Source organism: Actinomycetota bacterium (genome assembly GCA_035765775.1).
In the GTDB taxonomy this organism is placed as follows: domain Bacteria; phylum Actinomycetota; class CADDZG01; order JAHWKV01; family JAOPZY01; genus DASTWV01.
In genome coordinates, this window is record DASTWV010000028.1 from 51,474 (window position 1) to 77,354 (window position 25,881).

At 70.1% G+C, this 25,881-nt stretch carries 18 protein-coding genes; 11 read left to right on the forward strand and 7 right to left on the reverse strand.

Features of this window, described 5'->3' with window-relative positions; all coding sequences use genetic code 11:
* Positions 1–115: 115 nt before the first annotated feature.
* From VFW71_06140 to VFW71_06165, 6 genes are all read right to left on the reverse strand, one after another.
* The gene (locus tag VFW71_06140) at positions 116–667 is read right to left on the reverse strand and encodes a hypothetical protein (protein ID HEU5002344.1); all 552 of its coding nucleotides are present in this window, start codon (positions 665–667) and stop codon (positions 116–118) included.
* A complete protein-coding gene (locus tag VFW71_06145; protein ID HEU5002345.1) occupies positions 657–1,085 on the reverse strand; it encodes an OsmC family protein in 429 nt (142 codons plus the stop codon). Before VFW71_06145 ends, VFW71_06140 begins: the two co-directional genes overlap by 11 nt.
* A gap of 188 nt (positions 1,086–1,273) precedes the next feature.
* Positions 1,274–2,242: a DUF2249 domain-containing protein gene (locus tag VFW71_06150; GenBank protein ID HEU5002346.1), complete on the reverse strand. Its 969-nt coding sequence runs from the start codon at positions 2,240–2,242 to the stop codon at positions 1,274–1,276.
* A 2,482-nt stretch (positions 2,243–4,724) separates the two neighbouring features.
* Positions 4,725–5,414, reverse strand: coding sequence for a hypothetical protein (locus tag VFW71_06155; protein ID HEU5002347.1), 690 nt, complete (start codon positions 5,412–5,414; stop codon positions 4,725–4,727).
* A gap of 535 nt (positions 5,415–5,949) precedes the next feature.
* Positions 5,950–6,876 carry a M56 family metallopeptidase gene (locus VFW71_06160; protein HEU5002348.1) on the reverse strand — a complete coding sequence of 309 codons (927 nt, stop codon included), beginning with the start codon at positions 6,874–6,876 and terminating at the stop codon, positions 5,950–5,952.
* Between the two features lies 1 nt (position 6,877).
* Positions 6,878–7,237, reverse strand: a complete 360-nt coding sequence (locus VFW71_06165; GenBank protein HEU5002349.1) for a BlaI/MecI/CopY family transcriptional regulator — start codon at positions 7,235–7,237, stop codon at positions 6,878–6,880.
* Positions 7,238–7,465: 228 nt separating this feature from the next.
* On the opposite strand from VFW71_06165, the gene VFW71_06170 reads away from it, so the two are divergent.
* From VFW71_06170 to VFW71_06195, 6 genes are all read left to right on the forward strand, one after another.
* Complete coding sequence (locus VFW71_06170) at positions 7,466–9,148, forward strand: molybdopterin-dependent oxidoreductase (GenBank protein ID HEU5002350.1); 1,683 nt, start codon at positions 7,466–7,468, stop codon at positions 9,146–9,148.
* 432 nt (positions 9,149–9,580) lie between these two features.
* On the forward strand, positions 9,581–9,871 hold the full coding sequence (locus VFW71_06175; GenBank protein HEU5002351.1) for an iron-sulfur cluster biosynthesis protein: 291 nt from the start codon (positions 9,581–9,583) through the stop codon (positions 9,869–9,871).
* A 576-nt stretch (positions 9,872–10,447) separates the two neighbouring features.
* Positions 10,448–10,621 (forward strand): hypothetical protein, encoded by a 174-nt coding sequence (locus VFW71_06180; GenBank protein ID HEU5002352.1) that lies wholly within the window; start codon positions 10,448–10,450, stop codon positions 10,619–10,621.
* Between the two features lie 203 nt (positions 10,622–10,824).
* Positions 10,825–11,835, forward strand: coding sequence for an RNase H family protein (locus VFW71_06185; protein ID HEU5002353.1), 1,011 nt, complete (start codon positions 10,825–10,827; stop codon positions 11,833–11,835).
* A 55-nt stretch (positions 11,836–11,890) separates the two neighbouring features.
* A complete protein-coding gene (locus tag VFW71_06190; GenBank protein HEU5002354.1) occupies positions 11,891–12,406 on the forward strand; it encodes a hypothetical protein in 516 nt (171 codons plus the stop codon).
* A 25-nt stretch (positions 12,407–12,431) separates the two neighbouring features.
* Complete coding sequence (locus VFW71_06195) at positions 12,432–13,205, forward strand: hypothetical protein (protein ID HEU5002355.1); 774 nt, start codon at positions 12,432–12,434, stop codon at positions 13,203–13,205.
* Between the two features lie 22 nt (positions 13,206–13,227).
* On the opposite strand, the gene VFW71_06200 is transcribed toward VFW71_06195, so the two are convergent.
* Positions 13,228–14,583 carry a HipA domain-containing protein gene (locus VFW71_06200; protein HEU5002356.1) on the reverse strand — a complete coding sequence of 452 codons (1,356 nt, stop codon included), beginning with the start codon at positions 14,581–14,583 and terminating at the stop codon, positions 13,228–13,230.
* Positions 14,584–15,023: 440 nt separating this feature from the next.
* Here VFW71_06200 and VFW71_06205 point away from each other — a divergent pair, with 440 nt between their 5' ends.
* The 5 genes from VFW71_06205 to VFW71_06225 all read left to right on the forward strand — a co-directional run bounded on the left by VFW71_06205 (position 15,024) and on the right by VFW71_06225 (position 24,889).
* The gene (locus tag VFW71_06205; GenBank protein HEU5002357.1) at positions 15,024–16,667 is read left to right on the forward strand and encodes a DEAD/DEAH box helicase; all 1,644 of its coding nucleotides are present in this window, start codon (positions 15,024–15,026) and stop codon (positions 16,665–16,667) included.
* 165 nt (positions 16,668–16,832) lie between these two features.
* Positions 16,833–18,371, forward strand: coding sequence for a TIGR02677 family protein (locus VFW71_06210; GenBank protein HEU5002358.1), 1,539 nt, complete (start codon positions 16,833–16,835; stop codon positions 18,369–18,371).
* Positions 18,368–19,540 (forward strand): TIGR02678 family protein, encoded by a 1,173-nt coding sequence (locus VFW71_06215; GenBank protein HEU5002359.1) that lies wholly within the window; start codon positions 18,368–18,370, stop codon positions 19,538–19,540. Before VFW71_06210 ends, VFW71_06215 begins: the two co-directional genes overlap by 4 nt.
* A 16-nt stretch (positions 19,541–19,556) precedes the next feature.
* Positions 19,557–23,651: a TIGR02680 family protein gene (locus VFW71_06220; GenBank protein HEU5002360.1), complete on the forward strand. Its 4,095-nt coding sequence runs from the start codon at positions 19,557–19,559 to the stop codon at positions 23,649–23,651.
* A gap of 23 nt (positions 23,652–23,674) precedes the next feature.
* A complete protein-coding gene (locus VFW71_06225) occupies positions 23,675–24,889 on the forward strand; it encodes a TIGR02679 family protein (protein HEU5002361.1) in 1,215 nt (404 codons plus the stop codon).
* Positions 24,890–25,881 lie beyond the last annotated feature (992 nt).

Here is a 25,881-nt window from a genome sequence, read left to right on the forward strand (position 1 = left end):
GGGGGCAGCCGGCCGTGCCGCTCCGGAGCGTCAGCCGGGCGCGTAGCCGGACCGTCGCCGGGCCCGAACCCCGATGCAGCTGCCCAGTGGGCCCGGCCGGCTCAGATCAATCAGATCAGAGGAGCGGCACGCAGTCCGAGCCGCAGGCGCTCGCCGGCAAAACCGGCGCACCCCGGCGATGGAGGACCACTCTCGTGGGAGCGACTCCGATCAGGTCGCCGGCCCCGCTCGAGGTGCTGGCGAGCCCATCGACGATGAGGCTGTAGCCGCCTGGCTCGGCGGGGGGCCACAGTACCGTCACCTGCCGGTGCCCGCTGGCGACCGAGCCTGTCCAGCTGCCCGGTGCCGGCACGATCAGCCGCCCCTCCGCAGGGTCCCAATCCACGGCGACCACGGCGCAGTGGGGGCGGTGCTGCTCAGTTACCGTCATCAGGTACGGCTCGGTGTTGAACTTCGCGGCTTCGGTACGCAACCAGTCCAGGCTCTGGGGCGCCACGCCCACCGATGGTACCGTGCCGTCCACCATCCAGACGACGGTTCCGGCGCTGCCGGGCGCCCGTGGTGCGTGGCGCGACTCGCCGATGGAGACGCCCGAGAGGCTGGACCTTCCCCCCACCTCGAATGCTCCCGGGATCGACGTCTCCTCGGGTAGCTGGTCAGTGGACAAGGCGAGCCTCCAGGTGGATCTTGGTGGCGGCGAGGGCCTTCGACACCGGACAGCCAGCCCTGGCCTTCTCGGCTTCCGCCAAGAAGGTGTCCTCGGCGATACCGGCCACGGCGGCCTCGGTGTGGAGCTCGATCGAGGGGATCGAGAAGCCCTCGGCCACCTTCTCGATGAGGACGCTGGCCGTGGTGTCAATACGGGCCGGGGGGTACCCGAGATTGGTGAGCCCGAGCGACAACGCCATGGTGAAGCACCCCGCCGCCGCCGCACCGAGCAACTCCTCGGGGTTCGTGCCCGCCTCGGTCTCGAAACGTGAGCCAAACGAGTACGGGGCGTCGAGCCGGCCGCTTTCGATCGAGATCGTCCCGTGACCGCTCTGCAGCGATCCCTCCCAGGCAGCCTTCGCGGTCCTCGCTGGCATCTCTGCTCCTTTCGCTCCTCAGTTCTGCTGTGCCGCTTGTTGCTGCACGGTGCCCGCTCAACTCCCGGGGCCGAAGTCGGTGCCAGCTGTCGGTTGGAAAGGCCGTAGGCTCCTCGCACCCGCCAACTCGGCGACCTCGCTGCGGGCAGTGCCGGCCGGGCCGGCGATGGCGCCGCTCCTGGCGCTGGTCACCGCGCGCCCTCCGCCGGTCGCCCGATGCGCACCCGCCAGACCGCTGGCCCCGCCTCCAGGACGTCCCAGGTGAAGCACCCGGCGTGCTCGGCCTCGAATTGGTAGTGCAGGGGCTTCGGGTCGTGGTCGTTGACGAGCACAAAACCGGTGCCGGGGTGGAGGGTTCCGTAGGCAGCGAAGATCGAGTCGTGGCGCTGTGCTGGCGCCATGTACCGCACGTCAAGAGCCGAGTCTCCCCCGGGTTCCCCGGCGCGGGTGCCGGAAGAGAAGGCCAGCGGCTCGGCGGTCACCGAGCGGACGAGGCGGTGCAGCGCCACAGTCACCCGCATGGCGAGGTCCGGCCTCGGCACCCGCAGCGCCGCCCACGCCTGGGCCACAAGCCGGCACGCCCTTTCCCCATGGCCCGCTTCGCCCAGCCCGTCGGCGGCGTCGAGAAGCAGCCTGAGCAACACCGACTCGACATCGAGGGCTGCGGCGTCATCTTGGATGCACGAGCCATGCTGAGCGGCTTCGGTGAGGCGTTGCATCTGGGCGAGCAACTGGGCGAGATCGACCGACTCGTCGGCCTGCAGTGTCAGCAGCAACAACTCGTTCTCCTTGGCGACATGGGCCGCGAACAGCGTGCCGATCTCCTCGGCCGCGCCAGCAGCAACCGGGGCGTCCGAGGTGCGGGCCAGGCCTTCGAGCTGCGCTGCCAGCTGCCGGTGCTCGTCGGTCATCTCGGCGACGGTCGCCGCCAGCTCGGTTCGGGTGCTGGCCGCCTGGTAGAGGGTGTGCTCCTCGGCGAGGGCGTGGGGCAGCACCTCGTCGGCGATGTAGGCCACCAGCTCGGCCACCGCTGGCTCGTGGGGGGTCTGGCCTGCGACGGCTGACCGCAGGGCGCCGACCCGCCTCGCCACCTCGTCGCCGAGGGTGCGGTGATGAGCCAGCATCGCCTCGAAGGCTTCGTTCTTGGTGATCGTCACGGCGTTTCGCTCCTCTTGGTTTGGCGGTTGGGGGTTGGGGACCTCTATATTTCTAGTATAGGCCAGAAATATCGAGAACGAGAACCACATGGTCTCCTGCGCTCACGTGGCCGGCGGCGGGTAGATCGGCAGGTGAGGTCGAGCAGGTTGGCATCGAGCACCCGCGGGCAGCGATCGAGCTTCGCCGCGCCGGGTCCTCGACGGCATTTCCCAGGTTGCCTTCTTCCGGGCTGTTGGCCGGCGCTAAGCGATCCTCGGGGCCGCCCTCGGTGCTGGTAGCCGTCGGGTGAGCCCAAGCTGGAGCGGCCGCCGCCATCACCGGCTGGGCATGGAACCCGAGCGACACAGGCAGTCACCGCCGCTCTTGCACAGCCGCAGGCCCTCACCCCGCGTAGGGCCCCGGGAAAGCGTCAGGTGCTCGACGGCAGCCGGTTCGGGCGAGCTGATCTGAGTCAGACGGCTCGCAGGTGGCTGTGTCCCGGACACGACAGTCGCTGGGCCGATCGCCGGACCCTCTTCCGGTCTCAGGGGGCCCAGCCGCGGTGGCAGCTGCCGACCGTTGATCGGAGCCCGACCGCAAAGCGGTTCCAGCCGTTGACTGGCTACGACGGCCAGAATGAACACGGCGGTCTCCCCGGGGCTGAACTCGGCTGCTACCTGCCCGTTGACGTCATCGGACGGCCCTGAGCTCGCCAAACCAGCTCGAGCAACTCGGCCTCGAGGGAACTTGCGTGCACCGCCTTCTCGAGCTCACCCGTGGCCCTGATCGCGTCGGGGTAGACGCTGCAGTAGTCGCCTCGCATCTCCATGCTCCTCCTCCTTTGCCCGGATCGGCCCGAGCCCCGGCCCCTCCGGTTCGCAATGGCTCTCCGCCATCTCAGTGGTCCAGAGCCGCGAATCGGGCGGCGAGAGAGGCCAGGTACTGGTGCTGGGCTCCAGACCGAGGAACGGTCGGCTCCTGTCGGGGCTGCGCTCCGATCCGGGAGGATGCTTCCTCCCGGACCACGACTGGCTGACCGAGCCGGGCGAGGGCCTTCCCAGCTGCCGGTCGGCGCTCGCCAGGGCAGCGACCCTCGGTGACCAGCCAGGTTGACCCAGCCGAGCCCCAGCTCGTGGCTCTTGGAGGCCCGAGCACGCCTGCAGGTGGCTGCGCGAGGCGCGCGGCCAGCGGGGACCCTCACCTCGGCGGCGCCCGGGTCTGTGCGCGATGACGAGCACGCCCGGGCGGAGTTCTTCTCCGACGGGCGTGGCCTGCCGCCCATGACGCCGAGCCGGCAACAGGGCTGCTGGGGGCCGGACCGGTCGCTGTGCACTACCTGCGCAGCGTCGCCGACGCCATCCGCGAAAACGATCAGTCCCCTCTACCCAGGTGGTTGTCGTCGGTGTGGAGTGGATCGACCCCGAGGTGGCCCGCCACGACTAGGTACGCCACCTCGGGGCAGGGCCGGCCTCGTCCTCGACAACGGCATCGCGGTCGACGAGCACCACCGGACGGGGCTCCCCGGGATCTGCGCCGCGGGGCCAAGGCCTTCCATCCCGGCTACCGAAGCAGCATCGCTTGGAACTGGTCCGCGGTGCTCAACCAGGGCCAGCCGCCGCCCCAAGGCGTGGCCACCTGGCGGCCTACGACCGGATCCCCTACTTCGCCGACCAGTACGACCTCGGGATGAGGTACCGCGGCCAGGTGCTGGCTTTCGACCAAGGCGGATCCCGCCGGGTAACCCGTGAGCGGGACTTCATCGGCGCTGGACTCCGTCACGGCCAGGTTGGCCCGCCATGAACGCGAGACCGACGACGCTATCGAGGCACTGCTGCACCGTTGACGACCCGTCGACCCTGCCGGCCGGGTTGACCCCGGCGTCGAGCTCTCCAACTAGCCGCTGGTCAACAGCTGAACCGAAACCGCCCCGGACCGACGGTCAAGCCCTATCGCCTGCGTCGGTCCCCGTGCCAGCGGTCGGCTCTTGACGACAATCAGGACGATGGCCCTCGGTTTCTACTGCGCCACACTCCGGGCAGACAAGGTGAGCCCAGCAGGCGGGGTCACCGCCTCCGGCAGGTTCTGTCCGCTGTTCCGTCACAACCCTTGACGGCCTCTCTTGGCGTGCGCCGAGGTGAGGGTACTCCGGCGGCCTACCCCAATCTGACCTTCGACGGGCCAGTTTGTGCCGATCGCTGACCGGAGAGCTGCCATCTCCAGAATGGGCACCGCCACCGGCTTCGCCTGGCGGTTGCTGAGCAGGCGGCTCGGGGTGGACCGAGCGGCGCCTGGCGAGGTGTTGTACGTGTTTGGCGCGCCTCGGCACGGCGCGGGCGAGGAGACCGGATGCGACCCCACCCACGGGTGCCCCCACGATCGGGACACCGAGGTCTAGTAGTCGCCTGGTCAGCGCGGTCGACGGCATTACTAAGTCTTCTCGGTCGGCCAGACCGCCGCGAGGGGCCCGGGGGCAGGCCCCCGCAGCCGAGTCCTCACGGACTCTCAGGCAAGGGCTCCCGCCTCCGCCTTCTCACGCCGTACGACGAGGCGGCAACCTGCCCGGTGCGGGTCCTTGGCTATCAGCCGTTCCACCTCGAGGCCGCCGAGCCCCTCGGCCAGGCCTTCGGCCAGACCCAGGTGCAGCTGGCAGACGGTGTCAGGGCTCGAATCGGCCACGTCGGCGAACGGGCAGCGCCCGAGGACGAACTCGATCCGCCGGCCCCGCTCGATGCGGGTCGGGCGAAACCCCCGGCGTGCGACCTCGGCCTCGAGCAGGTCAACCCGCTCCCCGCTGCCGGCGAACTCGGCGGCCCGGCGATGCCCGTCCTGGCGGCCCACCTGACGGGGGTCCTGCCCACGGCGGATTGCGTCGCTCAGCAAGCTTGCCAGCCAGGCGTAGGGGCCAGGGGTGCCCCACCGGCCAGCTGCCTCGGGGTGTAGGCGGTACAACAGCCGAGGTCGCCCCGGCCGGGAACGATCCTCGATCTCTTCCAGCACCAGGCCCACGTCCTTCAGCACCGCCAGGTGCTGGCGCACGGCGTTGTGGTTCAGCCGCACGAACGCGGTGAGCTCGGCCACGTCGACCAGGCCGGGCGCGTCGGCGATGTAGCGGAACAGCCGGTGTCGGGTGGGGTCGCCGAGAGCTCGGGCCTCCCGTTGCAACTCGTCGTCGGCCACGTCGCGGTCCGTCAACGCCAGATCCTCTCGTTCGTTCAATATTCTACTCTACACCGGAACAACCGGTCGCCTCGCCATCTCCCTCGGCCCGCCGCCCGGCGGTCTCGCCGAGTTCGCTTAGGGCATGGCTGCTCGGGCTTGCGGAGCGCCAGGGCTTCCGCCTCACGGTCGCCGCCCCCACGTCATCGCCTTGTCGCGGGCAGTCGCGCGGCTGCCGGGCGTCCGCCAGAACCGTGCCCCCACCCGGGGCCTCAAAGGCTTCGACATCCCGATCCCCTGAAACCGGGACCTGGTCGACCTGCTGGCCACCCAGGCCGCATCTGCTCCTCGAGCGACGCCCAGAGTTGTCGGCTCGATGCACTCGCACAGGGTCGCCCGCACCGTCACCCGCATCGAGGCGACCCTACTGGTTTGCTACAAGCTGTACCTGGTCTCCCGGCCGGCGCTACGGCACGGGAGTCACGGCGAGACCCGTCTGTCGAAGCGCTCGATGGCGGCGCGCATCAGCGATCGGCATAACCGTGTCAAGAGTCTTCAACGCCAAGTGGGTCTAGCCATACAGCAAGATCAGCGGAGGACCCACAACGAGCGCGGCCGCCGCGGCGTAGACCAGCGCGGTGACAGGCCAACCCAGCGTGCGAGTGGTCGCAGCCAGACGGTCGGCGCGGGCGCCCAGTTGCCGGCCGAGGTCGATACCCGCAGGCCCGGTGACAGCGGACTGCTCGCCGGCGAGCCGGCGCAGTGCGTTACGCAAGTCCTCGGGCCCGCAGCGCTGTAGTGCGGCGTCGTCGGCGAGCATCTCGACCAATGCGCCCACGGCGGCGACAGCCCGGGCAGCGGTCGGCAGGAACGGGAAGGTTCGCGCCCAGGCGACGAAGGGCTGTACGACCAGGTCGTGACGCCCTCTGGCGTGTGCCAGCTCGTGCGCGAGCACGGCGTCGAGCTCTCCGGTCGTCAACGCAGCAAGCGCCCCGCTGCTGAGGACGACTCGCGGTCGCAACCCGGGCAGGCAGTAGGCGACGGCCTGCGGGTGGTCGACGAGTCGGACCCGCAAGCCGCCCCGGGCCACGACGGGCGGTCCGACCCGAAGCGCGTCGCCGATCGCGTCGAGGCGCCGCCGGTGCTCCCTGCGGGCCCGCAACACCCGCGCGGCCGACGCGGCGGTGCTAACCACCAGCCAGGTGCCGACAGATACGGTCACCGCAACACCGAGCCACCCCGACACCCCCAGCTGCGACCAGTGCGACGGGACGTCGATCAGCCCGGGCAACCAACGGTTGCCGACGCTGGCCGCGGCAAGGGTCAGGCCGGCGGTGAGGACGCCGAGACCGCCGGCCAGGCCGACGGCCTGCCACAAGAACAACGCTGCGCGTGGGGACCGAGCCGTCCACTGGGCATCGGCCAGCGCCGCCGAGGCGGGACCGGCCAGCAGGATCGTCAGGCAGGCGAGGCCGACAGCCTCGACCGGGAGGAGCACGTCACTGGGGCGGGCGCGGACGACGCAACACGCGACGCAGGTGCGCGGTGTCGGTGTCGGTCACGCCGCCCAGGAACCGGTTTAGGGCGGCGCCGCGGTCCGGCGCCTGCCCCAACGCATCGAGCATGACCTCGGCGATGTAGTCCTCGCGACTCACCGCCGGGTGGTACACGTGAGGGCGCGCGGCCTCGTCCCGGGTTACCAGATGTTTGCGCCGCAACCGGTCCAGAACTGTCAGTACGGTTGTCATCGCCAGGTTCCGGCCGGGCAGCGCAGTGATCACATCGCGGGCAGTGATGCCGTCCGGGTGTTCCCACAGCGTGCGTTGAATCGCCCGTTCCAGCTCTCCTCGGCCGGTCATTCCGCACGCTCCTCGGGTTCGACGTCGACACGGCCAGTCTACAGCTTGTAGAAGGCATAGCGATCGATCTGCTCTACGATGTGTAGAGTACTCTACGTGTTGTCGAATCGAACGGCCCGCGACAAGGGGTCGACTGGAGGGAGCGGCATCGTGACCCAGCTATCGGAGTACAAGTCCAGCCCGCCCCTGGCGAGCTTTCGGAGCGAACTGTCCCGGGGCCAGGACCGCATCGAACCGTCCACCTGGGCCGGGGCGATCCCCCCCGAGCACGCGATCGCGCCCCGGATACGCATTGGCCGGGACCGATGGTTCAACATCCTGTGGCTGCTCCCGATCGGCTTCGTGGCTGCGATCGTGCCTATCGCGGTGGCACAGGGGATACGCACCATGCCGTCGGTGCAGCACTTCATCGCCAGCTTCCCCGGTACGGCGACACCCGCGCAGGCAGCCGAACACACCGGCATGCCGTGGTGGGTGAACCTGCAGCACTTCGTGAACCTGCTGTTCATGATGTTCATCATCCGGTCCGGGTGGCAGATCCTCGTCGATCACCCGCGGTTGTACTGGACCCGGCACTCCCGCCCCGGCAATGAGTGGATGCGGGTGCGCCCGAAGTCCCCGGACGATCCGCTGTGGACGGCCAAGCAGGACTCCGTAGACCTGCCCAAGCACATCGGCCTGCCCGGGGTCCGGCACACCATCGGGCTGGCCCGCTGGTGGCACTTCACCGTCGACCTGGGCTGGCTGGTCAACGGTGTCATCTTCTACATCCTCATCTTCGCCACGCCACAGTGGCACCGGCTCGTGCCGACCAGCTGGAGGGTGTTCCCCGACGCGTTGTCGGTCATGGTCCAGTACATGTCGCTGAACTTCCCCGCCAACCACGGCTGGCAGGCCTACAACGGCTTGCAACTGCTGGCCTACTTCATCACCGTGTTCATCGCCGCACCACTGGCGTTGATCACCGGGCTAGGCATGTCACCGGCCCTGTCGACCCGGTTCCACCGGTTCAGCAAGCTGTTCAGCATTCAACTGGCCCGCTCGATCCATGCGCTGGTCATGGTGTGGTTCGTGTTCTTCATCGTCGTGCACGTGACGATGGTGTTCGTCACCGGCGCCCGGTTGAACCTCAACGCTATGTTCGCCGCCCGCGACAGCCACAGTTGGTTCGGTGTCGGCATCTTTGCGATCGGCATCGCGGTCGTGCTCGCCGCCTGGTTCGCGGCCAGCCCGTTCACCCTGCGCCACCCGCGCGTCGTGCAGCGTGTCGGCGACGCAGTGGCCGGCCCGTTCCAGCGCCGTTTCGAGAAGGTGCACCTCAGCCCGCACCAGTACACCGAGGCCGACATCTCCGACTACTTCTGGTACAACGGCACCTTCCCCGACTCGGATGAGTACACGGCACTCATGGCAGGCGACTTCGTCGACTACCGGCTGCGGATCAACGGCCTGGTCGACAATCCGGTCGAGCTCAGCCTGGAACAACTACGGGCACTGCCGCACCACGAGCAGATCACCCAGCACTACTGCATCCAGGGCTGGTCCGGCGTGGCCAAGTGGGGCGGCGTCTCGATGAGCACCATCCTGGACCTGGTCAAACCCCGCCCCGAGGCGAGGTGGGTCTTGTTCTACTCCATCGCCGATGGCTCCGACGGCGGCATCTACTACGACGCGCACCCGATCGAGCAAATGCACGGCGCCCTGGCGATGCTCGCCTACGAGTTCAACGGCGAAGCGCTCACCTACGGCCACGGAGCCCCGTTGCGGCTGCGCAATGAGATCCAACTCGGCTTCAAACAGGTGAAGTGGATCAAGGGGATCGAGTTTGTCGAGCACTTCAGCGAGGTCGGCAGCGGGTACGGCGGCTACAACGAGGACCACGAATACTTCGGGTACAGCCAATCCATCTGACCCATCCGACGCGCCGCCCGCACCGGCCCGTGGGTACGGCGATCTAAAAACCGGCGCTGCGCGTCCCCGACGTCCAACTCAGGAGGTATTCGCAGAGTTTCCCGGTCTTTGACCGCCGCCCGGGAGGGGGCTTCGACGACGGCACGGGAACCACCACCAGCTCGCTCGGCATCGCTTCGATCGCCCCAGTAACCCATGCCTTCGCGCAAAGCTTGACTCCTCGAGCCCCAGTAGCAGTCCGCTTATCCAGCGGCTGAGGACGGCGCCAGGATCCCCGGGCCGCCCCGCTTCTTAAGCCTGGCCCCGCTCGATGTGTCGCACTTCTGCGATTGGGTAGGGCCCAAGAAGAGATACTCCCCCGAGCGACCGACTCGGGTTCCGGACCGATCTCCGGTGGATGAAGGAATGGGCCGGAGAAGAGAGGAGGGTCCCATGATCCAGGTTTCAGAGAGGGCGACGAGTGTCCTCAACGAACTCCGGGAGGCACAGGACATTCCGGGGACCTATGGCGTTCGGTTCTATCAGCAGGTGGACGAGGACGGCTCCGCCGCCGTGGCCATTTCCCTTGCGCAGGCCCCGGCGCAGGGCGACCAGGTCGTGATGGAGCGGGAGCTTCCCGTCTTCGTCGCCCCCGATGTGGCGGCTGAGATTAGCGAAGCTGTGCTGGACGTCGAGGGCGAGGCTCCGAGGCAGCGCTTCGTCATCCTGACGCCCTCGGCATAGGGCCAAGGCAAGCCCGGATGCTACGTCGTCCAGGCGCTCGGCCAGGGCCTGGCGCGTTTGTCCTACCTGGACGAGGCCGGAGGCCTCCATCAACGTCCTCCCCGGCGTTGTTCAGGACGGGTGTCAGCGTGAGGGGGCGCCTGGAGCGACACTGCGCCGGCGCGGTGCGCTGGTTGGTGGAGTCTCCGGCCTCGGCACCGCCCGCCTCGCGCGCTCTCGGCCTGGCGGCTTGATCGGGCGCCCTGGGCGGCGATTGGCCTCACCCTGGCCCTGATAACGCCGCCCCTCGATGTTGCTGTCCTGGTCGGGCAGCCGGCCGCACATGACTTCGGGTTCCACCCGGGAGCTCATTGGGCTCACGGCGATCTGGCCCGTACCCGGACCCCACACCACGACCGGCGCTGGGTGATCAACGCCGTTGCCCTCCGTCGTCCTCCGACCTTGGGACAAGGCCGCCGAAGCCGATGATCGCCGGACTACGCAAAAGATCTCCCCAGCCCAGTCTCAAGCTCGCGCATCATCACCTGCGCCGCCATCCAGGAGGAGAAGACGTGGACCTCCCCGGGCTCGGGCGGCGTGTACCAGGACCAGGGGCTGAAAAACTGGGGTAAAGGCCTGCCGGCGGGGATGTACTCGTGGTTGGTCCAGGTCACCCTGTACGAGCCCTGTTTCCTGGACCCGGGGAAGTCCATGCCGATCGGCGTGACGGCCGGCACGGAGTTCACGGTGGGCCTCCTGCCGACCCGGTAACGGCCGTTGCCGCGCCTGGCGAAGCGTGCGGAGCTCGGGCGGACGTGATCACGGTTTTTCCGGCCGACCGCCGGTGCGTGCCGACGCCTGTCCCGGCGTCACAGGCATTGGAGAATCATCCACCGGGTGTACCGCCATGCCTCCTCCGTGCCCGGGTTTGAGCGGCGGGGGCTCCAGCCTGGGTTGGTAGGATCCTCGACCGCATGACGACGACGGTCTATACGGACGGGGCCTGCATCGGGAATCCCGGTCCGGGCGGTTGGGCGTGGGCGATCCAAGACGGAGCGTACGCCAGCGGCGCCGCCCCCAACACGACGAATCAGCGGATGGAGCTGACAGCCAGCCTCGAAGCGATCCGGGCCATCGAAGGTCCCCTCCTCGTCATCAGTGATTCAAAGTACGTGGTCGACTGTTTCGGTCAGCGCTGGTACGACGGGTGGGAGCGCAGAGGCTGGACCACAGCGGGGAAGAAGCCGGTGGTCAATCAGGACCTCTGGCGGCCCCTGATTGCGGAGTTCCACCGCCGGAAGGGCCAGGTGCGCTTTACGTGGGTGAAGGGCCACGCCGGCAACGCCATGAACGATGTCGTCGATCGTCTGGCCACCGAAGCCGCCGCGACCCAGGTCGGCCGGTCGGGCAGCGAGCCGCCGACCTCTCTGGGTCTGCCCGACCTTCCTCGCAGTCACCTCGGCCCATCCTCCAAGGTGGCCCTTCCCGAAGGGTGGAGGGTCGTTGTCCTCGGCCATCGCCCGCCGGAACTGGGCGGCTACGACCCGACGAACCCGGTGGCCGCAGACGTTCGGCGACGGCTCGTCGACATCATCGGCGGGCTCGCGGCCATCCACCCCGACGTGCTCGTGGTCACCGGTCTCGGGCTCGGGGCCGAGCAGCTGGGCGCCGAGGCGGCCCTCGAAGCCGGCGTTCCCTACGCCGCCGTGCTCGCCTACCCCGACCCGGAGGCCCTGTGGCCGGCCGCGTCTCGGGCGATGTATTCCGACCTGGTCGCAGCGGCGCGAGCCACCGTCGTGCTCTCGCCCAAGAAGCCGGCCTCGAAGCAGGAGGCGGGCATGGGGATCGGGCGACGCAACGACTGGCTCATCGAGCGCGCCGATGCCGCGGTGGTCGTGTGGGACGGAAGGGATTCCCGCTTGGGCGCGACGGTCGCTGCGCTGCACCGCCTGGATCCCGGCGATCTCTGGATCGTCGAGCCGTAGTAGCGGGCGCAATGAGGAGATGCGGTCGTCTCCATCGCCGGAGTCAGGAAGGCCCATGATCCTCCCGAAGATCCGGGACCCTCGCTTCGTGACGATCCGCCGCGGAGGCAGCCTCACCGATGCCGACCATCATCTCCTCGCCCTGTGGGCGGCATCGTGCGCGGAGCACGTCGTTGACCTCTTTGAGCTGGCTCGGCCGGGCGATGCCCGCCCGCGTCAGGCGATCGAGCACGCCCGGGCCTGGGCGCGGGGCGAGGTCACGATGACCCAGGCCCGGGCGGCGGGTGGCCATGCGATGGGAGCGGCACGGGACCTGCGCGGAGCGCCGCGGCATGCCGCCTACGCTGCGGGTCAGGCCGGCGCCGTCGCCCACGTCGCCGCGCACGAGCTCGGTGCGGCCGCCTACGCGATCAAGGCCGCACGCGCTGCTGCGCCGGAAGGTGAGGCCGAAGCAGCCGGGCGACTCGAGTGCCAGTGGCAGCGTGACCAGCTCCCGGAGGCGATTCGCGAGCTCGTCCTTGACGACCAGCGGTTGCGCAACGACATCTGCTGGTCGGCGTTTGACTGCTGAGGGCAAAACGCATAGCGTGACCTGAGTGGGCTCGCAAACCGGGGAAGGACCGTGTTTCTTCCCCTTCGGTCAACCCGTCCGCAGGGTCGAGCAGGCGGATCGCTCGCCCAAGCGGGCATTCGTTTTGGGTGTCTACGCCAGCGCGGTCCATGCCCGGTGGACCCGGGAGGGCAGGCAGTTGGTTTCGGCGCTCGCAGTTGCGAGCGAGCCGACCATGTTCTGGCAAGGAGACCGCGCAGAGGCGGAGGCGGTCATTGCTTCGGTCGATGTGCCGCCAGGCTGTGGCAGCTTGGAGTCTGCTGGGGACAGGTTCAATGGCCCCAGCGGCAGGGCGCTCGACGACCGGTACCTGACCCCGCTGGGCCTGCGGCGCCCCGACGTCTGGCTCTGCGATCTGCTGCCTGAGGCGCGGGCGAACCCGGGCCAGCGTGCAGCGGTCGAGAGAGTGTTCCCTTTGCTGGGCCTGCCCCTGCCCACCTTGTGTCCCGTTCCCGCCGCCGGGCGATTCGCCGACGATGAGCGTCGCGGCGAGATCTTGGAGGAGTTCCTGACTTCGCAGGCAGAGGTGCTGGTGACCCTGGGCGATATCCCGCTGCGGGAGTTCGTGCACCACCACACCGGCGAGGCTCCCACGCTCGCGGAGCACGCCCGGAATGGCTACGGCGTCCCGAGGACGATCTCCCTGGGCGGCCAGAAATGTCAGCTGGTGGCGCTGGCCCATCCCCGGCAGGCGGCCAGGCTCGGCTCATCCTCGTCGAAATGGGGCGCATTGCACGAGACCTGGGTGAACGCCCAGTAGGGACCCGGCCCCCGTTCGGATCTCAGCTGAGCTGGGGTCCGCGGTCGCCGACAGTCTGCGCCGACATGGTGGCCGCCTGCCGCGGCCGGCGGCGACTCGACGACCTCCCGGTCGCATCGCCCAGTCGCTCGCCCGCCTCCAGTCGGTCGAGTCGGGCGGTGATCGTTCCCACCACTCGATCGCTCGCCCATCCGGAAACCACGGGAGGCGGGAGCTCGGCAATACCGGCACGGAGCTGCTCCACCAAGCGGTCCAGGCCGTGCGCCGCCGCCGGGGCGGGGATGCCCATCGCTCTGGCCTCGTCGAGCAGTGCATGGCGGTCCACCTGCATGAGCGATGACGCCGTTGCGATCGGCATCCCCATGCGCCCGCTCAGGTCGGGGTAGGCGAGGGTGCACAGCGAGTCGTAGAGGGGAGCCAGCGAGACGGATCCTTCGGTGAGAAGGAGTGAGTAGTTCTTGCCGTGGCCATCCTCGTCTCCGACGAGTGCCCGGAAGGCGATCTGCCGGAACAGGGTTTCGATGGCTAGGATCGGATCGTCCGCAAACCGGCGGAGCAGCCGGGCCGCCCGTTCCGAAGGCCGACCCAGGTGGTATTTGTCGCGGGGTCCTTCGGCCAGCGCCTGGCAGAGGTCCTCCTGGTGGAGGCGCTCGACGCGGTCGCCGACCACCACGCGGTCGTAGCGTTCGACGACCAGCACCTGCCTGCCGTCTATGTCCTCCAGCCAGCTGGCGCTCGGTGTCAGGGCGCAGGCCCGGGCAAGCGCCATGACCAACGCCTCATTGCGGGCGCTGTCCGGCCAACGGTCCGTCGGCTTCAGGATGTGAGTGGACGCCGCGCCTCCAGAAGGCTGGTACCAGTCGTCGCCCAAGCGGGCCAGGAGCAGCTTGGGCTGGGCGCCGGCGAGCGACATGCGGATGTTCCGGCTCGGGTCAACCCCCAGCGGGTGGGTGGGGAGATTCCGGATCAGGCCGGCGAGAGATCGATCGTCCAATGGGTGGTAGTCGCCAGCGTGGATCACGTCCTCCCCTGAAGGGGCGCAGGAGACTGCCCCAGCACACTCCCGCCCGTATTCGGCGAGTAGCGCAACGACGTCCCCCGGCTCGGCCGGGGCTCCCTCCTGCACGCGCACCGTGCGCACGGAGGCAGCCATCTGTTCAAGCGCTTGGCCTTCGGGCAGCAATCCCTCAAGGAACGCTCGGGCCGCGCCCGGCGACGACGGTCCCGGCGTCGGGAGCGAGCAGGAGAGCAGGGCGACCTCGTTCCCGACCTGCGCCGAGACCGATTCGTCGTAGCGGATGGCCACCTTCCGGCCGCGGTCGCGCTCGGTGACGGTGGCGACCCGCCGATCGCCGAGCCACAGGTCGAGCTCGGTCAACGCTGCCGGGGCCGCACGGCCAGTTCGAGCCCGAGGATCGAAAGCGTGTCGAACACGAGTTGGAGCGCCCGGGTCTCCCTTCCCCCCTCCAGCCCGACCATCGACTGCCGTGTCGCCGCCACGCGTTCAGCCAGCTCCGCTTGCGTGAGGCCCTCCCCCCTCCGGGCTCGACGGATCGCCCGCCCCAGGGCCTGGGGTGTGCGTACCGGGGTCCACTCACTCCCTGATGTCACCATAAGATGACATTACCACGGGCCAGGCGGGTTGTCAGGAAATTATGACATCGGGTTCCCCAGTTGGGATGTCACAGAATCGTGATGTTTTATGGCCGGCCGGGTGTCTGCGGGTCACGCCAGACGCGATGGGAGCCTGGCGGGTGGGGGAGTCTCGACAACCGGTTGAGGTTCTGCCGGTCTCCAAGGCTGGCATGATCAGGCGGCATGGCCCGCACCGTCACCCTCCGCCCCTGGCAGAAGACCGCCCTCGAGCGCTTCGCCGCGTGCGGCGCGGCCGACTTCCTGGCCGTGGCCACGCCCGGAGCGGGCAAGACCACCTTCGCCCTCACCGCTGCCCGCCAGGCCCTGGCCGGTGACGCCGGTCGGCGCCTGGTCGTGGTGGTCCCCACCGCCCACCTGAAGGCGCAGTGGGCCCGGGCGGCCAATGGCTTCGACCTGCACCTCGACCCGGAATGGTCAGCGGCCAACGGTGCCCTGCCCTCCGACATGCACGGCATCGTGACGACCTACCAGCAGGTGGCGACCTCGGCCGAGGTGCTGCGCGGCCTGGCTGCCGATGCTTTCGTCATCTTCGACGAGCTCCACCACGCCGCCGACGACCGTGCCTGGGGTGGCGCTGTGCGCACGGCCTTCGAAGGGGCGACCCGCCGCCTCGCCCTTTCCGGCACCCCGTTCCGTTCCGACGTGCAGGCCATCCCCTTCGTCCGCTATGACGCCGAGGAGGCGGTCCCCGACTACGAGTACGGCTACGCCGACGCCCTGCGTGACGGGCGGGTGGTGCGCCCGGTCTACTTCCCTCGCATCGACGGGATGATGGAGTGGACCGCCCCCGACGGCACCTACCACACCCACGGCTTCGACGACCCCCTCGACGCCGCCCGCTCCGGCCAGCGCCTGCGCACCGCCTACTCCCTCGACGGTGAATGGCTGCCCCACGTGCTGCGCCAGGCCCACGAGCAGCTCCTGGCCATCCGCCGCCACCAGCCGGCCGCCGGCGGCCTCGTCATTGCCACGGACCAGGAGCACGCCCGGGGGATCGCCTCGATCCTCTGGGACCGGCTCCGGATCCGGGCGGTGATCGCCACCTCGGACGACCCCGCCGCCTCCCACCACATCTCCCGGTTCGCCGCCGGCTCTGACCCGTGGATCGTGGCGGTCAAGATGGTCTCTGAGGGCGTCGACATCCCCCGCCTGCGGGTCGGCGTCTATGCCACGACCACCACGACCGAGTTGTTCTTCCGTCAAGCCGTCGGCCGTCTGGTGCGCTGGACGCCGGGCACGACGGGGCAGAAGTCCTACCTCTACATCCCCGACGAGCCCCGGCTGCGCGCCCGGGCGGCGGCCGTCGCCGAGCAACGCCGGCACTCATTGCGCCGGGAGGAGCCCCGGAACGGGCCAGCGGCCGAAGAGCGGGCCGAGCTTGACGAGGGCGAGGCGGAGCAGTTCTCCCTCTTCGCCCCGATCTCGGCGGTCCCCCTCGGGGCGGTCGATGGTGCCCCGGACTGGCTGGTCGACGAAGACCCCCGGATCGATCCCCCCGACGAGGCGGCCCTCACGATCGCCTTGCCACCCCTGGGATCCCCGGCCGGCAGCGACGGGGGGCGGGGCGCCCCACCCGGGGGCCGCACCCTGCGGGAGCACAAGGAACACCTGCGCTCGGCCAACACCGCCAAGGTGCGCTCGATCGCCCGCTGGACCGGCATGACGCATGCCGCGGTCAACCTGGAGCTCAACCGCATCGTGGGCCTGAACAAGGTCAGCGAGGCCACCGTCGAGCAGCTCGAGCGGCGCCTGGAGGCGGCCCGCCGGTGGTGCGACCAGGAGGAATCCCGGCACGCCGCGAGCTGAGGGAGGGAAGATCCGGAGTACTGGCCAACTCGATGGAGAGAAATCCAAGTTTTTTCCCGCCCTCGCCGGAACCCTCCGGATTCTGTCGGTACCCCTCGGTAATCTCACGGCTGTAAGTTGTCGAGCTCCGGGTCGGGGGAGCTCAGGCCGAGGGAGGTCCGCCAGGTGGCAGAGCCGATCGGGAGCCAGGCCCAGGACGTCGATCTGCGCGTCTTCTCCTACGCCATCGCCGACAAGGCCCCCCTCTACCTCGACGTCGTCGAGGCCCTGACCGCCGCCCGGGAGCGCTTCCGCCTCCAGCTCCGTCCGAACGAGGTGGTACGAGAGCTGCACCAGGCCGGCCTCGAACAGACCGTCGATGAGGTGTCCCTCGCCCTCGAGCAGCTCGTGGACTGGGGCAACGTGGCGCACTTCTACGACAGCGCCGCCCCTGAGACCCTGGCTGAGTTTTACGGCAAGCGCTTCCTCTACCAATTGACGCCGGCCGGTTGGGCGGCTCACGAAGGCGTCCGGGCGGTCCAGCGCACCGGGCTGGCGGAATCCGGCCGCCTCTCGGGGGTGCTCCTGCAGGCCATCGTGGAGCGGCTCGAAGCCCTGCGCGCCGCAAGCCACGCGGTTCCGCTCGATGGCGCCCGCCTCTACGTCTTGTGCATCGACACCTTCAATGTCTTTGCCGAGCTCGCCGCCAACTCCGCCCGCTACATGAGCGACTTGGCGGAGCAGGTCTCGGACGTCGCCGGCACCGACGAGCGCTTCCTTGCCTATAAGCGGGCGGTGTTCGCCTACCTGAACGACTTCATCGCCCGCTTCACCGACACCCTCCCCCGGATCCAGGCCCTCGTGGCGACCCTCGATAGCGACATCGAGCCGATCCTGAGGGCGGCGGCCGCCTCGGACGAGGCCCCGACCCTGCAGGGCGCCGACGAGGGCCCGCTGGTCGGCCTGCGCACCCGCTGGTCCGGGGTCGTCGGATGGTTCCTCGCCGACGGCGACCGGGCGCCGGTGGCCGACTCTCTTCGCCTCGCCATGCTCGACGCCCTCAACCGCATCCTGCTGGCCGTGGACCGCCTCAACGAACGGCACCTGCGCCGGGCATCCCGGGAGGCGGACTTCGTCCAGCTGGCCCGGTGGTTCGCCGACCTCGGCGTTGCCGCGCCGGACCACGACCAAGCCCACCGGCTGTGGGACCAGGCCTTCGGGTTGTGGGGTGCCCGGCACTTTACCCAGCTGGCCGGTGACGAAGAGATCGAGCGCCGGCGCAGCTTCTGGGAGGCCGAGCCGGTCGATGTCGCCCCCCGCCTGCGGGCCACCGGCCGCAAAGCGGTCGTCGGGCGGCCGGGCACGGGTGCCGACTACCGCGCGACCAAGCTGGCCAAGGTCGCCGCCCTGCGGGCCGCCCGGGCACAGGCAGCTGGCGCCCTTGGCCGCCTGGCGGCACGGACCCCCGCCCGGCTGTCGGACCTCGGCATCCTCGACCGCCACGAGTTTGGCCAGTTCCTCGCCCTGGTGGACGCCGCCCTCACCTCGCGCCCGGCGGCCGACGCCAGCCGGCGGGCCGTCACGCCGCTGGTGACCGTCATCCTGCGTCCCGTGACGCCCGCGGCCTGGGTGAGCGTGCGCACCACCACGGGCGTGCTGCACTGCCTGGACCACACGCTGGCCGTCTCCTTCATGGCCTTGGGCGCCGAGGAGGCAACCGGATGAGCGCTCCCGCCGATGTCAAGATCGCCATCCGAGCGCTGCTGGCGTCGCCCCTGGTCGGTGCCGAGGGGCCGGAAGCCCTGGCGGCAGTCCGCCGCCACCGGGGCGAGGCCGAGCGCTTCTTCGCCGACGAGCTCGGGTACCGCCTCGACGCCAGCCGCCTGGGGCTCGCCCGCCTCGCCAAAACCCCGGGCCCGGGACACGAGCCCCGCGGCCTGCGCACGAGGGGCGGCCGGCGGTTCGACGCCCGGAAGTACGCCCTCGCCTGCCTCGTGCTGGCCACCGCCGAAGTCGAAGGGGACCGCACCACTGCCCGCCGCCTCTTCCAGGAAGTCGCCCGGCGGGCGGGCTCGCTGGAGGGCTTCCCGTTCGCTCTCGATGTCGCCGCCGACCGGCGGGCCTTCGTGCAGGCGGTCCAGGCGGTGCAGGGCCTGGGTGTCCTGGAGCTGGCTGAGGGCGAGGAGGAGCGCTTCGCCCGGGGCGACACCGATGCCGATGCCCTCTACCGCATCGACCGCGAACGGCTCGCCCTGCTGCCCACCACCTCCGCCCCACCTTCGCTGTTCGCCGCCCCCGCCGACCTCCCGGGCGATGTGTACCCCGACACCGATGAAGGCCGCACCCGCCGGCGCCGGCACCGGGTGATGCGGGGCCTCGTCGAGCAACCCGTGCTCTACGCCGAGGATCTGTCGCCCGAAGAACGGGACTATTTCTCCTCCCAGCGCGGCCGGATCGAGCGCCTGCTGGCAGAGCGGGTCGGGTTGACCCTGGAAGTGCGGGCCGAGGGCTGGGTGGCTGTCGACGAGGAGGGCGAGCTCACCGACGTCACCTGGCCGGACTATGCCACCCCCCAGGTGGCTGCCCTGCGGATCTGCGACAAGCTGGGCCGGCGGCGCCGTGAGGGGGACACACCGGTCTGGCCCCTTGCCGGCGTCCAGGAGTTCGTCCGCGCGCTCGCCGCCGAGTACGCCGGCTACTGGCGCCAGGGCTGCGAAACCTCCGAGGGCGCCGCCGGCCTGACCGATGAGGCCTTGGCCATCCTCGGTTCCCTCCGGCTCATCCGGCGGGACCGGGCCGGGATCGAAGCCCGGCCGGCGGTCGGCAGGTTCGCTGCCGTGGCGCCGGCAATCCCCAAACCCGCCCAACCGCTTGCCACCCAGGACACGCTATGAACAGAGCGTTCGCACCATGAGCACGGGCACCCTCCACGCGCTCGGTACGCGGGACCTGCCCTCTCCGGCCGGGGAGCGCTTCCGGCCCCTGCGGGCGGGCATCCGCAACGTCTGGGAGTACGACAACCAGGAGTTCTGGCTGTCCGGTGGCTGGCTGATCCTCCGGGGCCCGAACACCGCCGGGAAGTCCAAGGCCCTGGAGCTCCTCCTGCCCTTCGTGCTCGACGGCGAAACCCGCCCTGAGCGGCTCGACCCATTCGGGGGGCGGTCTAAGACGATGTACTGGAACCTGCTTGACTTCGACGAGTCCCGGCGCAGCGAGATCGGCTACTGCTGGGTCGAGTTCGGCCGGGTGGACGCCGAGGCGCAGGAGCACTTCGTCACCTGCATCGTGGGCATGCGGGCGACACGGGGCGCGGAACGCCGGGTGGAGACCTGGTTCGCCGTGACGCCGCTCCGGATTGGCCTCGACGTGGACCTGGCGGGCCCGGATGGGCGGCTGTTGACCCCCGACCGGTTCCGGCAGGCGATCGATGGGCGGGGACGCTGCCCCACCACCGCACGGGACCATCGCATGGCGGTGGACCAGGCACTCTTCGGGCTGGGCCCCGAGCGCTTTGAAGGCCTCCTGCACCTGCTCCTGCAGCTCCGGCGCCCCAAGCTTTCAGAGAAGCTCGATGTCGCCAAGCTGGCGGGGGTGCTGAGCGAGGCCCTGCCGCCCCTGGAGCGGGCCCGGCTGGAGCTCCTCGCCCAGGCGTTTGCCCGCCTCGACGCCGATGCCGCCGAGCTGGAGGTTCTGGAGAAGGCGCGGGACGAGCTGGAATCGTTCCTGGCGGCTTACCGGCACTACGCCCGCATCCAGACCCGGGTCCGGGCGGACGGCGTGCGCAGCGCCCAGAGCGAGTTCGACCGGATCACCCGGACCGAGCGCCAGCAACGGGAACTGGCGGACGCCGCCAGCGAGGAACTGGCCAAGCTCGAGGAGCGCCGCAGCGAGCTGGGCGAGGCCGCCGCCCGCCTCCGGGGCCAACTCGAAGGTCTCGACCTCTCCAAGGTCCAGCACCTGGATCTCGTCGAGCGGGCTGCCGCCGAAGCGGAGCGCGTGGCCCGGGCGAGCGCGCAGCGGGCCAGCGGCGACGCCCACCAAGCGGTTGAGGCCGATGCCGATGCGCAGGCAACACTGGCTACCGCCGAGGCCGCCGCCGCACGGCGTGATGCTCGGGTGAGCATGCTGGAGGCCGCCTCCCGGGAGGTGGGTCTCGGCGAGGTTCTCGAAGCCCACCGTCCCCAGCTGTTGGCCCGCCCCCAGGACGCCCGCCGGGGGCTGGAGGCGGCCGCCGACCGGCGAACCGATCAGGCGAAGGTTGTCCAGGCCGCCGCCGCGGCCGCCGAGCGGGCCCGCCGTGAGGCTGAGGTCGCCGAGGAGCGGGCTGATAGGGCGGAGGAGGGCCGCCGGCAGGCCGAGATCGCCGAGGAACAGGCGGGGGTGGCGGTCGAGCTTGCCGGCGAGGCCTTTGCGGCGTCGGTCACCTCGTGGTCCGAGTTCCTCGACCCGGCTGCACGGGAGCGGCTGTCCCTTCCCGCCGAGCTCGCCGCCGATGCTCTCGCCGCAGTCCTGGCGGCCGATGGCGATGGGGGCGCTGCCCGGGCGATCGCCCAAGCGCTCTGTGCCCCTGCCCGGGAGACCGTCGCAGCTGAGCGGGCAGGAGCCGCCGCCGAGGTGCGCGCCCTCACCGCCCGGCAGGCGGAGCTGGAAGCTCGCCGGGAAACGGTTGCTGCCGAGCGGGATGACGCCCCGTCGCCCGCCCCCGGCCGCCCGGCGGACCGCCCCGACGGCTGTGCCGGCCTCTGGCGCTGCGTTGAGTTCGACTCCTCGGTAGGCCAGGCCCAGCAGGCGTTCCTGGAGGCGGCCCTGGAGGCCGCCGGCTTCCTCGATGCCCTGGTCACTCCCGAAGGCCACCTGCTGGACGCCAGCACCTTGGACACCGTGCTGACCGGCACGCCCTCCGGCGGGCAGTCGCTCACGGCCTGGCTGGTGCCGGATCCAGCGGGGCCACTCCCCCCGGCGGTGGTGGCGCGGGCATTGGCGGCGGTCGGCGCCGGGGCCGGCACGGGCTCCGCCTGGGTTGACCTCGACGGCAGCTGGGCCAACGGGCCGCTGTCAGGCCGTTGGGCCAAGACGGCGCCCGAGTTCGTCGGGGCATCTGCCCGGGCGGCTGCCCGCGCGCGCCGCCTGGTGGAGATCGACCGGGCACTGGCCGAGCTCGCGGTTGCGCTGGCAGCAGCACGCGCAGCGGAGGCCAGCCTCGCCGCCCTGGGCCGCCAGATCGAAGGCGCCGAGCGGTCATTCCCGGTGCCCACCGGCCTCCGCGACGCGTTGCGCGACCGTGACCGCTTGGCCCGGGCCCTCGAGGAGGCGGCCCAGGTGGCCGCCCAGGCGGCAGCTCGTCTCAAGGCTGCACAAGACGCAGTGGCGAAGGCGAACGACGCCCTCGGCCTGGCCGAGCAGGAGGCTGGTTGCCGGGCGTCCGATGTCGACCGCCTCCTGACAGCCCTCGGCCGGTGGCGGGCCCGGCTGGCGGGGACCATCCCGGAGATCGAGCGAGCCGTCGACGCCTGGGAGCGGGCCGAAGCCGCCGACCGCCGGGCCGCCGGCCGCCGGCAGGCCGCCGAGGCTTCATCGGGCGACGCCCGTCGGGACGCTGAGGAAGCCGGGCAGCGCCGGGGCGAGGCCGACGAGGTGCGGCGCAGCATGGGGGCCGATGTGGACGCCATCCTGCGGCGCAAGGCCGAGTTGGAAGCCTCTTTGGGATTGGCGCGGGAGGAGTTGGGCGGCTTGGCGCAACGCCGGGACGGCGTCCGTGACCAGTTGGCCGCCGCCCGGGCCAAGCTCGAGGTCACCCAGCGGGAGCGGGAGCAGCGGGACGAGGAACGGGCGCAACGCCTGCAGGGGCTCGTCCTGCTCGCCACCACCGAGCTCGGCCCGCTGGCCCTCGGCCCGATCGATGTCGAGCGGGACCTGACCCAGGTGACGGCCGGGGTGGCCTTCGCCCGGGCCGCTGCGGAGCGGCTGGCCGACGTCGAGGCGGACAAGGGGACCCAGGACCAGGCCGTGAACCGCCTTCACGACGCCTTCGTCCACCTCCGGGCACGGCTGGGGGCGGACTTCGATCCCCACCTCGACTCCCAGGACGGTGCCAATGTCTGCTACGCCAAGCTCAACGGGGCCCCGGTGGGTGCCGTCGACCTGGCCTCCGCCCTCAACGAGCAGGTTCGCCGGCGCCGGGAGACCCTGACCGACGAGGAGCGGGAGCTGATCGAGCGCCACCTACTCGCCGAAGTCGGTAGCCACCTGGGCGAGCGGATCCACACCGCCTGGTCACAGCTCCAGCGCATGAACCAGCAACTCGCCCTCCACGGCACCCGGTCTGGGGTGCGCCTGCACCTGCTGTGGGAGCCCGACCCGGAGGTGGTGGCGGGCTCCGCCGAGGCCTTGAAGCTCCTGAAGCGGGAGGTGCACCTCCTGAGTGCCGAGGAGCGGGCGGTCCTGGCCGCCTTCCTGGCGGACCGCGTGCGGGCGGCGCGCGAGGGGGCGGAGGGCGCCGACGCCGTGGAGCGTATGGCGGCTGCCCTCGACTACCGCCGCTGGCACCGCTTCGTGGTCATGCGGCGATCGAACGGCCGGGACGAGCGCTTCACTGCCCGGACGCAGGCGCACGGATCCGGGGGTGAGCAGGCCAAGCTGGCCCACCTCCCCCTGTTCGCCGCCACCGCCGGCTACTACGCCTCCGCCCTGCCGACGTGCCCCCGCCTCCTCATGCTGGACGAGGCGTTCGCCGGCATCGACGACCAGCAGCGGGCGGACTGCATGGCCATGCTCGTCGACCTCGGGCTCGACGCTGTCCTGACCAACTACAACGAGTGGGGGTGCTACCCGGAGGTGCCTTCGGTGGCCATCTACCAGCTCGAGCGGACCGATGGCCAGCGGGGCGTGGCAGCGCTGCGCTTCGTGTGGGACGGGCGGCGCCTGCGGGAGGACGACCCGTTCCTCGCCACCATCGAGCCGCCCGATGTCGGCCTCCTGGCGCTCGGAGACGAGGGAGAAGGCTGAGCCTTCCTCCGGCGGCCCGCCTGTTGGCCGAGGACCGTCGCCTCGCCCGGTTGTTTGCATCTGCCCACCGCCGTCTGGAGTCCACCAGCGGCAGACTCGAGGGAGCGGCGGCCACGATCCTGGATCCGACCGGCGACGAAAGGCTGGCGGTGGACCGCCTGCTCGGATCGCGCTCACGGGGCGTCGGTCTCCGGGTGCCGCTGGTGCGCCTCGAGGCAGTACTGCAAGAGCGGGCCGGCAGCTCGCTGGTCTCGATGGTGGAGGCGGTCGTCGGGCCCCTCCGGGACCGGCCGGGCGAGCGGGCAGCCCGGGTCGAGGAGGAAAAGGCGATGTGGGGGGCGGCTCTCGTACACCCGGCTCTCGCCCGCCATCGGGACCTGATCGGCTGGCTGGAGCGGCAACAGGCTTCCGGGAAGTGGCGCGCCGACCCCGACTTCGGTGCCCACCTCGACGCCGCCCTGAGCGTCCTCGAGCGGTTGCCTTCCCCGGTACCCATCGGACGGAGCCGGCTGGCGGCCAGCGTGCTCGGCTCCAGCCACGCCCTGGACGGCATCGAGGCGGTGGGTCGCCTGGTACCGGCGGCGTTGGCATACCTGGCGGGGACCGGGTTGCCGGCCACCTCCTTGCAGCGCCGGCGCCTGTGGGCCGGGATGGGGGTGGACGACGACGAGACGTCGTCGACCGTGCTCGTGCTCGGTCTCCGCCCGGCCTGTTCCGGTCCCATGACCGAGGCCGTCGCCCGCTGGGCCGACGGCGGCGTGCCGATGCCTATCCCGCTGGCCGCCCTCCAGCGGGAGCCGTGGAGATTTCCCGGCGGTGAGTTGGTCCATGCCTGCGAGAACCCCTCGGTCCTCCACGCCGCTGGCAGCCGGTTGGGGGCTCGGTGCCCCCCGATGGTGTGCCTGGAAGGCAACCCTTCAGTGGCCGCGGTCCGCCTGATCGAGGTGCTGGTCGGAGAGAGGTGTGCCGTGGCTTACCACGGTGACTTCGGCTCGGGTGGCATCGCGATCGGCAACCGGGTGATCGGTGCTATGGGGGCGCAGCCCTGGCGGTTCAGGGTGGAGGACTACCGGGCGGGGGTGGCCCATGCCCGGGCCACCGGGGTGCAGTGCCTGCCGCTGCGGGGACGGCTGCCGGAGGCCTGCTGGGACGCCGAGCTGGCGTCCGCGATGGCCCGGGCCGGAGTGGAGATCGAGGAGGAGTTGGTGCTGGAGGACCTGCTGGCAGACCTCCGTTAGCGCGAGCCCATCGCCTCCCAATTCTGTGTCCGATTAAGGATCGTTGGGTCGCGGGTTATCCTCTATAGGATCAACGGTTCGCCCTCTATGCTTTGTGATCCGGAGCTTCCTTACTCCCTTGCTTAGGCTTAGGGAATCAGTGGAGAATCAACCCTTCACTCGCTTGATATGTTTCGTAGCTGATCCACGGGATTCCACCCCGCAGGGTGTGCCTGTCCACTTGAGGACCAGGGATATCCTTTAGCCGCCCATGCTTTCCGCAGCTGTCCATAGAGATTCGGTCTCCGGCCGATATCCCCTCCAGCGGCGTCGTCATATCCGAACTGAGTCCCGCAGCTAGGGCATATCTCAAAGGAGGCGGATCCGTCCATCCATGGGCCCACGGATAGTGATGGGTAACCACATACAGGTCACACGTTGTCCATGTTCATGGCAAATATCTCGGTGGGCCACCCGGTTGACTCTGCCAATAGTCCAGGTTGGTTGCATAACCGTGAATGGCAGGGTTTGGTTGGAAGAAAGTGGATGTGGTTCCGTCAGACCTGAACGCGCCGAAGGTATTCGTTGATGTATCATAATTCGCAGCTGCCCGCCGGCATCCATTTTGGTGGGAACCTGGTCGGCGATGGCGCTCTGAACCGAAACCAGGGCAAGCCGTCGCGTTCCCATTCCCATCGCTAATCCTCAAATGAACAAGGCTCGGCCTTGCCCGCGTTATCGTCATTTCCAAATTCAAGGTCCACAGTGAGGACATACCTCGTAAGAGGGCGGCCCAACAGATCTTCATACGAGAGGCCGCCTGGGGCGAAACCCTGACGGGGTCCCTGCAATTCCCCGTCGTGTGGGGGCGCCGTGTCAATGGCCAAGTCGCGCGCCCCACTGGTGGCCAACTAAAAGTCCCCACCTCCTGAGCATCTACGGGGGTCAGGGCTTGGCGGGAGCGATCACCTCCTCCTTCACTGGAGCCCCCACCTGGGCGCGGGCTTTGGCCT